General features: G+C 44.6%; 15 protein-coding genes. 7 read left to right on the top strand and 8 right to left on the bottom strand.

Annotated elements, in window-relative coordinates; translation table 11 throughout:
* Positions 1-183 (top strand): hypothetical protein (locus tag R2Q26_RS10460; RefSeq protein ID WP_317536220.1); only part of this gene is annotated, 183 nt, incomplete at its 5' end.
* Here the strand turns inward: R2Q26_RS10460 and R2Q26_RS10455 are convergent.
* From R2Q26_RS10455 to R2Q26_RS10445, 3 genes are all read right to left on the bottom strand, one after another.
* Complete coding sequence (locus R2Q26_RS10455; protein WP_317536219.1) at positions 154-1,512, bottom strand: alpha/beta fold hydrolase; 1,359 nt, start codon at positions 1,510-1,512, stop codon at positions 154-156. The genes R2Q26_RS10460 and R2Q26_RS10455 overlap by 30 nt on opposite strands.
* A 56-nt stretch (positions 1,513-1,568) precedes the next feature.
* Positions 1,569-2,030, bottom strand: a complete 462-nt coding sequence (locus tag R2Q26_RS10450; RefSeq protein WP_317536218.1) for a bacterioferritin — start codon at positions 2,028-2,030, stop codon at positions 1,569-1,571.
* Between the two features lie 197 nt (positions 2,031-2,227).
* Entirely contained in the window at positions 2,228-2,830 is a 603-nt protein-coding gene (locus R2Q26_RS10445; RefSeq protein WP_317536217.1) for a peroxiredoxin, read from the bottom strand.
* Positions 2,831-3,025: 195 nt separating this feature from the next.
* On the opposite strand from R2Q26_RS10445, the gene R2Q26_RS10440 reads away from it, so the two are divergent.
* From R2Q26_RS10440 to R2Q26_RS10425, 4 genes are all read left to right on the top strand, one after another.
* On the top strand, positions 3,026-3,988 hold the full coding sequence (locus tag R2Q26_RS10440) for an FAD-dependent oxidoreductase (protein ID WP_317536216.1): 963 nt from the start codon (positions 3,026-3,028) through the stop codon (positions 3,986-3,988).
* Complete coding sequence (locus R2Q26_RS10435; RefSeq protein ID WP_317536215.1) at positions 3,988-4,377, top strand: hypothetical protein; 390 nt, start codon at positions 3,988-3,990, stop codon at positions 4,375-4,377. The genes R2Q26_RS10440 and R2Q26_RS10435 overlap by 1 nt, the downstream gene beginning before the upstream one ends.
* Positions 4,378-4,566: 189 nt before the next feature.
* Positions 4,567-4,899, top strand: coding sequence for a DMT family transporter (locus R2Q26_RS10430; protein ID WP_317536214.1), 333 nt, complete (start codon positions 4,567-4,569; stop codon positions 4,897-4,899).
* A 295-nt stretch (positions 4,900-5,194) separates the two neighbouring features.
* Positions 5,195-5,326, top strand: a complete 132-nt coding sequence (locus R2Q26_RS10425; protein WP_317536213.1) for a hypothetical protein — start codon at positions 5,195-5,197, stop codon at positions 5,324-5,326.
* 387 nt (positions 5,327-5,713) lie between these two features.
* On the opposite strand, the gene R2Q26_RS10420 is transcribed toward R2Q26_RS10425, so the two are convergent.
* The 3 genes from R2Q26_RS10420 to R2Q26_RS10410 all read right to left on the bottom strand — a co-directional run bounded on the left by R2Q26_RS10420 (position 5,714) and on the right by R2Q26_RS10410 (position 9,032).
* Positions 5,714-6,667, bottom strand: a complete 954-nt coding sequence (locus R2Q26_RS10420; protein WP_317536212.1) for a fatty acid desaturase — start codon at positions 6,665-6,667, stop codon at positions 5,714-5,716.
* Positions 6,668-6,895: 228 nt separating this feature from the next.
* Positions 6,896-8,218: a pyridoxal-dependent decarboxylase gene (locus R2Q26_RS10415; RefSeq protein WP_317536211.1), complete on the bottom strand. Its 1,323-nt coding sequence runs from the start codon at positions 8,216-8,218 to the stop codon at positions 6,896-6,898.
* A gap of 292 nt (positions 8,219-8,510) precedes the next feature.
* Positions 8,511-9,032: a DUF2780 domain-containing protein gene (locus tag R2Q26_RS10410; protein WP_317536210.1), complete on the bottom strand. Its 522-nt coding sequence runs from the start codon at positions 9,030-9,032 to the stop codon at positions 8,511-8,513.
* 477 nt (positions 9,033-9,509) lie between these two features.
* Here R2Q26_RS10410 and R2Q26_RS10405 point away from each other — a divergent pair, with 477 nt between their 5' ends.
* Together R2Q26_RS10405 and R2Q26_RS10400 are read left to right on the top strand one after the other, a co-directional pair.
* Positions 9,510-10,049, top strand: coding sequence for a THUMP domain-containing protein (locus R2Q26_RS10405; RefSeq protein ID WP_317536209.1), 540 nt, complete (start codon positions 9,510-9,512; stop codon positions 10,047-10,049).
* 24 nt (positions 10,050-10,073) lie between these two features.
* On the top strand, positions 10,074-11,285 hold the full coding sequence (locus tag R2Q26_RS10400) for a CapA family protein (protein WP_317536208.1): 1,212 nt from the start codon (positions 10,074-10,076) through the stop codon (positions 11,283-11,285).
* A 58-nt stretch (positions 11,286-11,343) separates the two neighbouring features.
* Here R2Q26_RS10400 and R2Q26_RS10395 read toward each other — a convergent pair whose 3' ends face one another.
* Positions 11,344-12,666, bottom strand: a complete 1,323-nt coding sequence (locus tag R2Q26_RS10395) for a replication-associated recombination protein A (RefSeq protein WP_317536207.1) — start codon at positions 12,664-12,666, stop codon at positions 11,344-11,346.
* Complete coding sequence (lolA, locus tag R2Q26_RS10390; RefSeq protein WP_317536206.1) at positions 12,659-13,273, bottom strand: outer membrane lipoprotein chaperone LolA; 615 nt, start codon at positions 13,271-13,273, stop codon at positions 12,659-12,661. The genes R2Q26_RS10395 and lolA overlap by 8 nt, the downstream gene beginning before the upstream one ends.
* Positions 13,274-13,590 lie beyond the last annotated feature (317 nt).

Raw genomic sequence — 13,590 nt, 5'->3', positions numbered from 1 at the left:
TTGGATTTACATCGCTATGACCCGTATTATGTTGAGGCGATTAACCTAGAGCAGGAGTTTCCAAACAGCTTCTTAGAAACTCAATTTTTAGATTTTACCTTTTCCGACCAAACCACTGATAATTCGTACTTAGGCAAACGTTTTCTGCTTTGTTTAGTTTTTCTTCTCGCTGGCCATCAATAATTCCGCCAGGTAGTTTTGCCAAATGGTGGCCAGGGTGTGGGTGCCGTGCCCGTGGGTTTCTTGCGTAATCGGCAAGAGCACGAAACGCCCGTTTTTGACGCGCCTTATTTCCCGTTCGACGATCCCGAGTTCGGGCGGATTAACAGCATCGTCCGCCGAATTAATGGCTAACAGCGGCGCTTTAATGGTTTCAAGTCCGGGCGCCGGATTATAATCGCGCGAGGCATCAACCTGATAAAGCAAATCGTTAGCATCGGTTGAGGCAAGCCGCGCCTTCATCGAATCATCAAATAATTTATCGGCCGAGTCTTTGCTCGGCGCCTGGCTTTGCATATAAAGCGGCGCACTGCCCATCATAATCAAGGTGTAAATGGCCGTCGTCAAGCCTCTGACGGGTTGCGTTTTATATTCGCCGTTCTGCCAATCGGGGTCGTTGAGAATCGGGTCGATAATCATTCTTCGAAAAAACCGATTGCGCCCGGAAATCTCGACCGGCAGACTCGCTAGCGGCATCAGCGCGTCCATAAAATCCGGATACATCTCGCCCCACATCCATGAATGCATACCACCCATCGAAGTTCCCATGACCAGCCGCAAATGGTTGATGCCCAATTCTTCCGTCAAAAGGCGGTATTGCGCCGTCACCATATCGTGATACCCGTAGTGCGGGAATTTAGCGTGCAGCCCATCGCTGGGTTTGCTCGACGCGCCGTGACCAATGTTGTCGGGAATAATAATAAAATACTTTTCAGCATCGAGCAGCCCACTCTTTTTAAAAAGCACACCTGCAAACTGCTCGCGAAGGAATTGCCGATGACTGCCGCCCGTGCCGTGAAGGACAAGGACAGCATTCATCACGCGCCCGTCTTTATCTTTCGCCGGAGTTCCAAGTATCACGTAGTGCACCTTCAATTCCGGCAAGGTTTCGCCGCTTTGAAACTTAAAATCCCGCATCACAAAATCGCCCGCGACCGGCGCCGGATAAATCTCCGTCTGTGCGCGGCACAGACCTGGAGTAAGACAGAGCACCAAATACAGCCACAATTTTGAAACTGGGATTTTCACGTTCATCATAAACCTTTTGGCCTGCATCTGTTTGGCCACCTTCTGCACTTCGTCCAAAACACGCAGAAGATTTCCGCTCCAGAGTTTGGCGATTTGTTTTTTGGTATAACCGCGCCGGACGAGTTCGAGCGTTACATTAAACGTTTCGCTGGCATCATCCCAGCCTTCGACGCCGCCTCCGCCGTCAAAATCGGAACTGATGTCGACGTGATCGATGCCGATTTTTTTACAGTGGCACGACCTCAACGCGACTCGCCAGTACAATATCTCGGCAATCTCATTGAGATCATGCGTTTCACGCTAGCAAATCGTGTTTACATTTATACTTCACAGGGTTGACGCAGCATTTTTCTGACTGCATCGGCATGCATCTCTTCAACCATAATCTGGTTGCGCGCATAATCCTCTAGTACTACTGACTTGCCCTGAGCCAATTCCAGCAATTGATAATAAAGTTTGAGCGACTCAGCTTCGTTGGCAAGGGATTCCTGGAGGATATCGACGACTGGAATTGAACAGGCGGCGTTGGTATCGTGCAGATGTGTCTCCAGCAATGGTCCGATGGCAAACGAGGGATGTCCTCCCAAGAAGGTGACCAGCTCACCCGCCTTTCGCGCATGCAACAATCCTTCGTCAGCTTGTTTGTTTAACCATTCCACGATGGGTATACGGTTATAACCGTATACCATCAAGGCGTAGTGAGTATAACGCACCACGCTGGCCAGTTCGAGTTCCATGATTTGATTCAATAAGGCGACAGCTTTATCTTTATCTAAGCTCATGTGTTCCTCCTTTCAGCTCTGAAGTTGTGAGAATGGCACTTCGCTAAAACAGAGTTTTAGCGAAATTTCGTTTTATCCAAACTCATGAGACTCATTATCTTGCTTATGCGTTCCGTTCGCATTACGCTTAAGCTGCTCGCTACGATCTCTTCACAACCTCTCTATTAAAAAGCCACCGTGAAGCAGTTGATTCGGATTTACAATTTATCCCCGTGGCTAGCGAGATATTCTGCTACTCCTTCAGGGCTTGGTTTCATACCAGGTTGTCCGCTTTTCCAGCCAGCCGGGCAAACTTCACCATGTTCTTCATGGAAGCGCAAGGCGTCAACCATGCGCAGCATTTCATCGACATCGCGTCCGAGTGGCAGATCATTGACTACCTGGTGGCGCACAATACCTTGTCTATCGATCAGAAAAGAGCCGCGCAGCGCAACATGATTGGGATGGGTGACGCCATAGGCATTCATCACTTCGCCGCCTAAATCAGCTACCAGTGTGATATCGATTGGACCGAGTCCACCTTTGGTGACAGGGGTATTACGCCAGGCGTAATGTGTGAAGTGGGAATCGACTGAGACACCAATTACTTCCACATTACGTTGCTGGAAATCCTTCGCCCGGTGGGAATGAGCAATGATTTCCGAGGGGCAGACAAAGGTAAAGTCCAGCGGATAGAAAAACAAAACTGCATATTTGTTACGGATATGGGTATGAAAATTAAAATTCTCATCAAAGCTGCCATTAGGTAAGACAGCTGGTTTAGTAAAATCAGGTGCTGGACGTGTGACAAGTACAGACATAATATTTCCCTTCAAGTTAAGTAAAGTTAGTTTAGTAACAATTAACCTCTACGAGGTCAGCGTTATGATTAAAGCTTTTCTCTTTTGCTTAAGTCATATACTAGATACCCTGGACGCAAAAGTAAACAGGAGGAATTTTTGAATAGCATAATGCTGTAGAAACACCATCTGATCACCACACCAAAAAAGGAGAAAATGATGAGCGATTCTATGCAGCTGGATACTGTCATTGTCGGAGGAGGAATTACCGGTCTTTACGCTTGTTATCAATTACATAAGCAGAAAGGACCTGAGCATAAAATAGCCCTCTTCGAACAATCTGACCGATTTGGTGGACGCATCGAAACCGTCGAAATGGATGGATTCCTGGCAGAATTTGGTCCCATGCGCTTCGAGAAAAAAGGACAGCCGCTTCTTATGGATCTTATCCAGGAATTAAAACTGGCAACGTGCTATTTTCCGCCCTATATGCCGGCCACTAATCTGGAAGCTCTTTTTGATCTGGAAAAAGACGAAGGCCGTATTTCCCACGGACACCCATTTAATGCACTTGAGCTTTTAAGTCTGGGCATATTGCGGGTTCTGCGACAAAGTAGTGGTGATTTAAACAACCCGCGAGACACACGGCACCTGGAATGGTGGGCCGGCCTGGATGAAACCTTCTATCATCGAGTCAGGAATGAATTTACTTTTAATGGAATTCCGCTTTATCAAACCGGCTTCTGGAATGTCTTGAGCGAAGTGCTGAGCCACAACGCGTTGAAAAAAATCATCGAATATGGCACATTCTACCACCTGATCCATCAGAATCCTTCCGCCGCAGAGTGGATCAATTTCTGGCTGAGAGGATTGCATCCTGAAGACGAACTAGTCGGCATCAAACAGGGAACCGAGGCACTGGTCACTGAGTTAGTAAAATTATTATCCTCGCCTCGATATCCATCGATTCATCTCTACGGGAATCATTGTTTGACCGCCATTCATCACGATGAAAATAATTGTCTGAGACTTACTCTGGAAACAAGTAACCATCAAAGCATGACAGTACGCACCCGTCATCTCGTGCTGGCCATCCCGCAGAGCCCTTTAAAAAACTCCTGCCCTTTTTTCCCGAAGCCATCGGACGTATCATTGACGCGGTCATACCTGTTCCACTGATGAAGTGTTTTTTTGTTACGAAAACTCCTTGGTGGAACGCTAAAACCAAACCACAAACTCGTACCTCATCCATTTCAGCCCGAGAGCTCCATTACTATTATCGGGAAGAAGGTGATGAAAAACGGGGCATGGTGATGGTTTATGGAGATGCACCTTCCATGAATTATTGGAAATTTTTTGTTAAAAATGAATCTCATCAGAAAGCAGAAATTAATCAGGATGAACGACTCATCGAACAATATCTGAAATATTTGACCCGCATCCTGCAAGCATCGACCCAAAAGAACGGAAAGCACAGGCACAGGCCATTACCTGTTTCGGCATCCGTGACTGGGGCAAAGAGCCCTTCGAAGCTGGGTGTCATGTCTGGAAACCAGGGATACTCGTAGACCAGTCGATCGCTGCGCTTGCAAGTTTTGGCCTTGCCGATTCAATTTCTCTCCGAAATATTCATATCTGTGGCGAAGCTTATTCTGATTTCCAGGGATTCATTGAAGGAGGACTTCGCTCAGCCCTCACTGTACTCAAGCAAATCAACTAAACGGTCTCCCACTCCTTACCGTCATGGAATCACATCAATGCAACAATGGATTTTTCTCTTGCTCGCTATCCTGAGCGAAGTAACTGCCACCTCATTCCTCAAAGCAGCAGAAGGATTTACTCGTTTTTGGCCATCGCTGGTCGTCGTGGTTGGGTACTTACTGGCTTTTTACTTTCTATCTCTTACGCTCAAAACAATCCCTGTAGGTATCGCCTACGCTATCTGGTCAGGAGTAGGGGTTGTACTCATTGCGGTAATTGGGTGGCTTTTCTTAGAGCAATCCCTCGATATGCCAGCAATCATTGGCTTATTGCTAATCGTTGCAGGTGCCCTGATCATTAATGTCTTTTCTAAAACGATTTCACATTAATTCGCTATCGGAAACAGAACTCGTCTCTCCTTTTACCTAGATCAGTTAAAAATCGATCCAGAATTTCCTTGTTTGTATGGGATATTACAACCACATGGACATAAGGAACACGTTCCCTATCGATTTTCACTCCCATGGCCGCCAAACTATAGCGATTAACCACGGTATCACTTGGTTTTCTGAAATAAACCCAGATTTTCTAATAGAAGCCATTAGAATAAGTTGTTAAAAATAAGGATAATTTGGTGAGCTAGGATAGTTTGATTGATCCACATTTTTCTTCCAGAGGATCTTCGTGGATTTTAAACTTCGCTTTACCAATAAAGGGAAAACCGCTTGGGGTGGCATGGGGTTGATGAAGCGGATGCTGGACCAGATTGGATTCAATACAGCTGGGGAAATTGTGGTTTGCCGCAACCTGGTATAATTGAGATTATCCACCCTTTCAGTTGCTTTTGCAGTTCATGCTTTCAGTCTGGTGTGGAGCAGGTCGTTTTGAACAGACGGAAGTCACTCGGCATGATAAATGGATCGATGGCCTTTGGAATCAATCTAAAACGTTTAATCTCCCCTTTAAATTTAACCCAATATTCACACCTTAATCGGTTCTAACAGGCTATTGAAGAACATATTCGAGGTTGTCGGTGATAGGCAAAAATAAGCGAAAAAAACGGAGTTTATACCTGGTAAATGAGCATTCTGAGCTTGTTTTTAACACCGCAACGGCAACGTAGATAGTTTTGCAACAGCCTCTGTGCTAATAGAAAATCTGGGGTTATTCATGCTCGAAGCAATCCCGCGCTAGCGTCGCCACTTACCGGCTCCTTGCTTCAGAATGCTGCAGGTATTTGAGGTATTTCCAGATTCCATAAAAGACATTTTTCTCATTAACAAGCTGCTCCCGTTGGAATATTGCATGAACCTTTGGCAGGTTACAGTACGCTATCCCAGGATAAAAATGATGATAGGGGTGTAACGTAAAATTAAGATTGGGCAGCAATAGCTTTTCCCACCAACTTAATATGATCAGCGGTGAGGACTCTATAACACTTACCCCAGGCAAATTGTAAATATGCTCGCTGATTGCCCAAAGACGTACGAATACAGGAAAAATAGTCAATAAAGGTAGCAACCAATACATTAAAAAAACTTGCCACATTTCTGTATAAGTAAATACTGCCACCACTCCTATATAGAAAGTAGGACGTACCCATTTTGGAAGAGAATAAAGTCGCTTAAAAATATGCGCATTATCTAGGCGTTTGCCTTTAAGTAATTTTATGAAACTCAAGCTGAATAAATCACTTGCTAAAAGCTTAATAAGCCGTCCCGTAGACATGGGAAATGTCCAATCAATACCTGATTTACGTAAAAAATCCGGATCATTCTCCGTGAAATAATGTTTATGATGCGACAAATGAACCTTAGCATAACCTTCTACCGTGATTCCTAATGGGTAGGCTGCGAGTAAATTCACGATTAAATCTCCGTATCGACCTCGGAACCCAAGAAAATGTACCTGTTCATGCACTAACAGAGCAAGAATGCTAAGGCGTGTTGCAACAATGACCATAACCAGTAAACTCATCCAAATATTATCGAGATAAACAGCCAACGTTATTGCTGCAAAGATGACTCCCCAAGCACTCAATATTTGAAACAAAAATGCTATGGGTTGCGCGCCACTAAGATTTTGAATTTCTGCACGCGCCTGATCAGATAAGCTATTTTTATCGCCTAGAAGCGCTGGTGGAAGGCACTTCGACATATTGAAAATCTCCTAGAATTTGGTAGTTTTGAGAATACTAATAAAATAAATCAAGAAAACTTTAAAAAAACAACCTAAAAACTATTCTTTCCGGAAATTTTGCTCACTTGTCTTCGCTTCTTTCCTGGATATTCTGGTCGTAATTTTTTTACTCTGATCGTTGCGGACAACGTATCATTAATGATCTTCAAAAAGATTTCACATTAATTCGGTAAGCGAGAAAAGAAATCACCCCTCCTTTTTACCCAGATCAGTTAGAAATTGATCCAGAATTTCCTTGCTAGCATGGGGCATTACGACAACGTGTACATAAAGAACACGTTCCCTATCGATCTCCACTCCCATGACTGCCAGACTATAGCGATTGACCACGCTATCACTTGGTTTTCTGAAATAAATCGTATTGGATTGTCGATTGGCTCTCACAGGTTGTAAATAACTGTAGTGCGTCATCATCTCCTTTAATAGATAGGTAGTATTATCCAGCATGCTTTCGGCATCAGCAGCATGTTTGATAAAGGCTGATTCCGAACTGAAGAAATAAAACTCTGCAGGTTTCACTGCATCGCGCGAACAAGTAATCGTTCCAGGTATTTGCAGAATATATTCAGGGTCATGAATCTGACCAAACTGGGTAAGAAATATCTCAAAATTTGCCCTGGTCGTGATGAATAAGCCTGCTGGTGAAGGAAATCCAAAAAATTTATGACATGAAACGGCAATAGAATCATAGCGTTTTACTTTTTTCTCCGTTCCCTGATCAGGGATTTCATGTAACAGGTCAGCCGCAAATTGGGTATAAGGCAGATAACCACCAAACAGTGCTGCATCCAGGTGAAGATAAGATGTTCGACCTTTAAGTTTTGCTTGAATACCATCTATGGAATCGATTGCACCTTTGAAGGTTGTGCCAATCGTTGCCACTACCAAAGCTGGGTGATTGGGATTTGCTTTCAGTTGCCTTTCCAGATCATCTATATCCATGCTGCCATCGCGATCAGTGCCTACTATTACCCATTCCAGATTCAACAAATCCGTGAGAATCTGAATTGAGTAATGTGCTTCTCTCGTGAAATATATTTTAGGTATCTCTCCTGTCTGGTTTTTAAGAATCGTGCGTCCCATATACAGTCCGTGCATATTGCTATCAGTACCACTGTTGGTGAGAAAGCCCCAGATATTACCTGATGAAAAACCATATACTGCACCGAACCGGTTTATCAGCTCTTTTTCAAACAGATGGCTATTAAAAGGAACGTGGCTATGAGCATAGGGATTACCCACGTTGTTAAAACCAAACTGATTAAGACCAACTGCAAATAACTCCTTGCGCCAAGAGAAAAATTCCTCCGGCGGCGTAGCCATATTGATTGGATACCCCAAAAGCATATTTTTTTGCTGTGGCAACCCTTGCATGCCTTTTAGCACTTCAGCAACAAGTTTCTGCGGTTGGGACAGAGAGGTTTGGTCCAGCGTCACATTGGGGTAGCAGGTTGCCACCCGGGCAGTGGCACCACTCAAACCAGGAAATTTCCGTCGATTCATCAGCATAGTTTTCATCTCCTGATCAACCATTTAACTATAATAAATTAGAAAATAAAGTAAGAAGGAAATTCATTCTTTTCATTCTCTCTTTTTTTAATTACCTTATTCCATTTCCAAATCAAACATGACGTGAAGGTGAGCCGAGCCGTAGGCAGCATAAATAATACGGTAAGGCGAAGGCGCCAAAGTCAGGTTTGATTTGGAAATGGAATAACGCAAGAACAGCATTATCACAGCTTTCTACCCGCTTACTGCAGAAAATAGCGCCAGTCAGGCAGACCTCCTTTTACCAGGAAGACTACATGCCACCCATCAATGCGGATTTAAGTGCGGCCGCAACAGAACCGCCGCCACCACCTTCAACATATTGCACCATGACATGTATAAATTTTTGGACCATTTCAGGCTTCAAGCCAGATTCCAGGAAAGTAGCTGCCATACCACCTCCTCCGAGTGGACTTGGTGGAGGTGCAGCAGCTAATAAATCCGGCATTTCAGGAACCACATTAGTCAGCACGGTAAAATTTTCCGCTGACATTCTGGGTTTGGCTAACTGGAACAGGGCGCCCGTCCCCACTTCAGCTTGCCGCTGATTGACGCCTAATTGCTGCATTAACTGACCGATCAGTCCAGTTGCGGAAGTCGCAACTGGTACGACCCCTGTTGCAGACTCGCCGCCAGGTAAAACTTGTGTACCTTTCTCTAAAATTTCGCTGCTAGCACCTGGGAGGTCACCCAAATCGATCGCATTTGCATGACCGAATAGAAATAGCGCAATACTCAATGATAAGCATGTAATTATCAATCTGATTATTTGCATCACTCACACTCCTTTATAAAAAGACTGTTCCTGATATGAAATCAGAATTTCACAAATAATTTAGATAGTTAGATAAACACTATTCCTACTGTTTCCGTAATCATCGAGAATTCATGGGAATAATTAGCTTACCACTGCTTCTGTTGATTCTTGCGACAGAATGATTTGCGCTGGAAACGGCAACGATAATATTTGAAGGCTAGGTATTTGCTATTTGTTTAGTGAAGCTTCGTTCTCACAAACTCAACAAACTTAGGAACCATCATCATGCACGCATATTCCAATAATTAATTCCATTTCTAAATCAAACCTGAGGCGAAGGAAAGCCGCAGACAGTATAAATAATACGGCAAGGTGAAGCCGACAAAATCAGGTTTGATTTAAAAATGGAATAAGTTGTCGAGATACGGTATCTTTCCATATAAAGCCAAACCATGCATGTATCCATATCCACTCATCATTCGAAGGTGAATCATTATGAAAGATTGGAATGTTGTGGTCACTGTCGCAGAAAATTGTTTCAAGGAAGGTTTTTCTTTCCTGTCGAATTATGGTCATGTCGAAAAGACACCTTTTCGCAATGTGTTGACCCTCAAGGTTGAGAATACCGAAGCTTTTCTCGAATCTTTCCTTCATGATATGCAAAAAGATCCAGCCTATCTGCGAGTATTCTGTCGAGTAATTCCTTGTACACATTGTTTCTTTTTTCAAACGGTCGAAGCGTTTGAGGAAAAGGCCAAACCGTGCATCCACTCATTTCTACCTCAATTGGCACATCGCAGTTTTCATGTGCGCATGCATCGGCGTGGCTTCCATGGCACGATAAAAAGCCAGGATGAAGCGAGTTTACTCGGTAGCTATCTGGATGAGCAATTACGATCACAAGGTGCTGAGGGTAAAGTGACGTTTAATGATCCTGACGTGATTCTGGATGTCGAAATCGTCGCGCAGCAGGCAGGTTTCTCGTTATGGACTCGCGATCAATGCAAGCGTTATCCGTTCTTGAAATTAAACTAATTCAGCAGCGGCTGATGAGTTCTAATGAAACGACGCGATTTTCTAATCCAATCATCAGCAACTCTCCTGACATTGACCACCGGTATAGAGAAAGCAATGTCAATAACCGACTCTGAAGAATCCACCAGAAAAGTACCCATCACGCTGTTTTTATGCGGCGATGTGATGACTGGCAGAGGGATAGATCAAATATTACCTCACCCAAGTAAACCGCAATTGTATGAGCCTTATGTACGAAATGCGAAAGACTATGTCGAGCTGGCTGAAGAAATCAATGGCAAGATTCCCAAACCAGTAAGCTTCGATTATATTTGGGGCGATGCGCTGGTTGAACTAGAAAAAGTAGCGCCGGATGCCCGCATTATTAATCTGGAAACGAGCGTTACCTCAAACGACGAGTTTTGGGTGGACAAAGTCATTCACTACCGCATGCATCCCCAAAATGTCACCTCTCTCACTATTGCAAAAATAAATTGCTGTGTGCTGGCAAACAATCATGTGCTGGATTGGGGATACGCCGGTTTGACAGAAACGTTGCGCACACTGGCAAATGCTGAGATCAAAACCGTGGGTGCCGGCACAAACTTGCAGGAAGCACAATCTCCGGCTATTTTGGATATACCCTCTAAAGGTAGAGTCATTGTTATTTCCTGCGGCACGGAATCCAGCGGTATTTCGTATGAATGGGCTGCTTCGGCCAGGAAAGCGGGGATTTATTTTTTGACCGATTTATCCAGCAGAACGGTTGATCAAATCGCGGCGATCGTGCATCAGAACAAGCAACCGGGCGATATTGTGATCATTTCCATCCATTGGGGCGGAAATTGGGGATATCACATTCCCCAGGAGCACATTGATTTTGCTCACATGCTCATCGATTCTGCCGAGGTAGATTTGCTGCATGGTCATTCTTCCCATCACCCTATCGGGCTGGAAGTGTACAAGGAAAAACTCATTTTGTATGGATGCGGTGATTTCCTGAATGATTATGAAGGGATAGGCGGTTACGAGCATTATCGTGGTGACCTATCCCTGATGTATTTTGTCAGTATTGCACCTGTTACTGGTAAATTGATTGGATTAGAAATGGTGCCGCTGCAAATCAAGCGTTTTCGGTTGAACCGCGCCTCAGCAGAAGACGCACACTGGCTGCAGCGCACCTTGGATGAACACAGCCGCAAATTGAATTGCAGAGTCGAACTGACATCAGACCAGAAGCTAAAAGCTGTTTACTAGTGCGCTAGGGAATGACGCAAGCTTATCCGCTTTTATGGATCCTTTATTAATCGCTCACTCAAAGTTTTGTATTACGCTTTTTTGCCTGTTCATCCAGCTTTTTTAAGTACTGTAATTTCTCAGCAATTTTCGCTTCCAGCCCATAGGAAGTGGGATGATAGAATTCTGTTTGCTGCATACCATCTGGAAAGTAATTCTCACCCGCAGCATAAGCTTCCGGCTCATCATGTGCGTAACGGTAATTTTGCCCGAAACCCCTATCTTTCATAAGCTTTGTAGGCGCGTTGCGTAATCGTAGCGGTACACGGCGCGATTGATCTTGCTCGACAAATGAGCGGGTTTTTTTGTAAGCAAGGTAGGCCGCGTTGCTTTTTGGGGCACAAGCCAGGTAAAGCGTTGCCTGCACTAACGCCAGTTCACCTTCTGGGCTGCCGAGGCGCTCAAATGCGTTACAGGCATCTAGTGCAATAGTCAGTGCACGCGGATCGGCAAGGCCAATATCCTCGGCTGCAGTACGAATGAGACGTCGGCCGATATAGAGAGGATCGGTACCACCATCGAGCATACGGCACATCCAGTAAAGGGCAGCATCCGGGGAGGAGCCGCGAATCGATTTATGTAGAGCTGAAATCTGATCGTAAAATTCGTCACCACCTTTATCAAAGAGACGCATGCTGCGCGATAGCACATTGCGCACAAAATCTGCATTGATCTCACATACTCCTTCGGTCTCGGCAGCAATATCCGCCTGCTCGAGCAAATTCAGCAAGCGCCGCGCATCGCCATCAGCAAAAGTAATTAGGAGATTTTTTGCTTCATCTGAGAAATGCAGTTTCTGCAGTTCAGATTGACAGGCGCGTTCAAACAATTGCTTAAGCTCCTGCTCGAATAAATGGTTCAGCGTATACACTTGAGCACGCGAAAGCAGTGCGCGATTGACTTCAAATGAGGGGTTTTCGGTAGTGGCACCGATAAAGGTAATCAATCCCTGCTCGACATAAGGCAGAAAAGCATCCTGTTGTGCCTTATTAAAGCGGTGTACTTCATCGACAAACAATATAGTGCGGCGCCCCAATTGCTGCAATACCTGCTGCGCTCGTTCAATCGCTTCGCGGATATCTTTTACACCAGACAGTACTGCCGACAGTGCAATAAATTCAGCATCAAACACGCGCGCCATCAGACGTGCTAAAGTAGTTTTTCCACTACCCGGTGGCCCCCACAAAATCATGGAGTGCGGTTTGCCAGATTCAAAGGCAAGACGGAGGGGTTTACCAGCACCTAACAGATGCGTTTGACCAATGACATCATTCAGGGATTGGGGACGTAAGCGCTCGGCTAGTGGCGCAAAGGGTTTTTGCTGTGTAAATAGATCAGTCACTGATCACATCAGCCCCCTTGGGGGGGGTAAACTGAAATAAATCGGGAGCAAGAACAGGATTAGCATTCAGATCAGTAAATACCAATACGGTAAACTGCCCGAAATTATCGCGTAAAACCATTTCATGCAATTCACCTTTCTGGGAAAAACCCATGCGGATCAACTCAAATGTGCTTTCCTTAGTCTTGGGTGTAGCTTCCAGCCATTCCATCTCATCATTCACCTCGATTTCGGTAAGATCAAAATCTCGTTCGATCGTACTGCTGCCCGCCAGCAAAGCAGCTGGACTGCTGCCGATCGCCACATCCAGCTGACGTACCGTGACTTGATTGAGATCTTGATCGTAGAACCATACCCTACTACCGTCGCCAACTATCAATTGCTGGTAGGGTTTTTCATACGTCCAGCGAAACTTGCCTGGTCGTTCGAACATCATGACGCCAGCGGCTTCCTGCATCACTTGAAGATTTTTATCAAGCAAAATTTGTGAAAACATCGCCTTGAAAGTCTGAGCTTTTTGCACGAATGCCCTAAGGCTATCGATAGCAGAGGCTTGAGCAAGAAGAGGAAGTAAGCAAAGTAACAAAAATAAGCTAAATCGAATCATGCTGCTCCTTAAAAATAATATCTGAATGGAGTCGGTATCATTAAGCATGTTTTCATTATCCATTCAACTTGTTTATTATTCATTTGGGAAAGAACTAATAATAATGATAATTATTATTATAAATCTTGTTCATTATTCACATGGGGAAGCACTAATTAATTAGTCAAGCAAGAAAAGTGCAAGACGAATGGAACGGAAGAAACGAGAAAACGAGCAAAGTGAGTTTCGATAAAACGAGCTTTGCAAGCTTTGGCCTAGCCACATATCAAATAAATAAGCGAGTTTCTGAGTACTATCCAACACAGCAATTCGCTTGC

It is taken from the genome of Nitrosomonas sp. Is37 (assembly GCF_033063275.1).
Lineage (GTDB): Bacteria > Pseudomonadota > Gammaproteobacteria > Burkholderiales > Nitrosomonadaceae > Nitrosomonas.
Note: the sequence above shows the minus strand (reverse complement) of the source record. Positions and strands in the feature narration are given on the sequence as shown.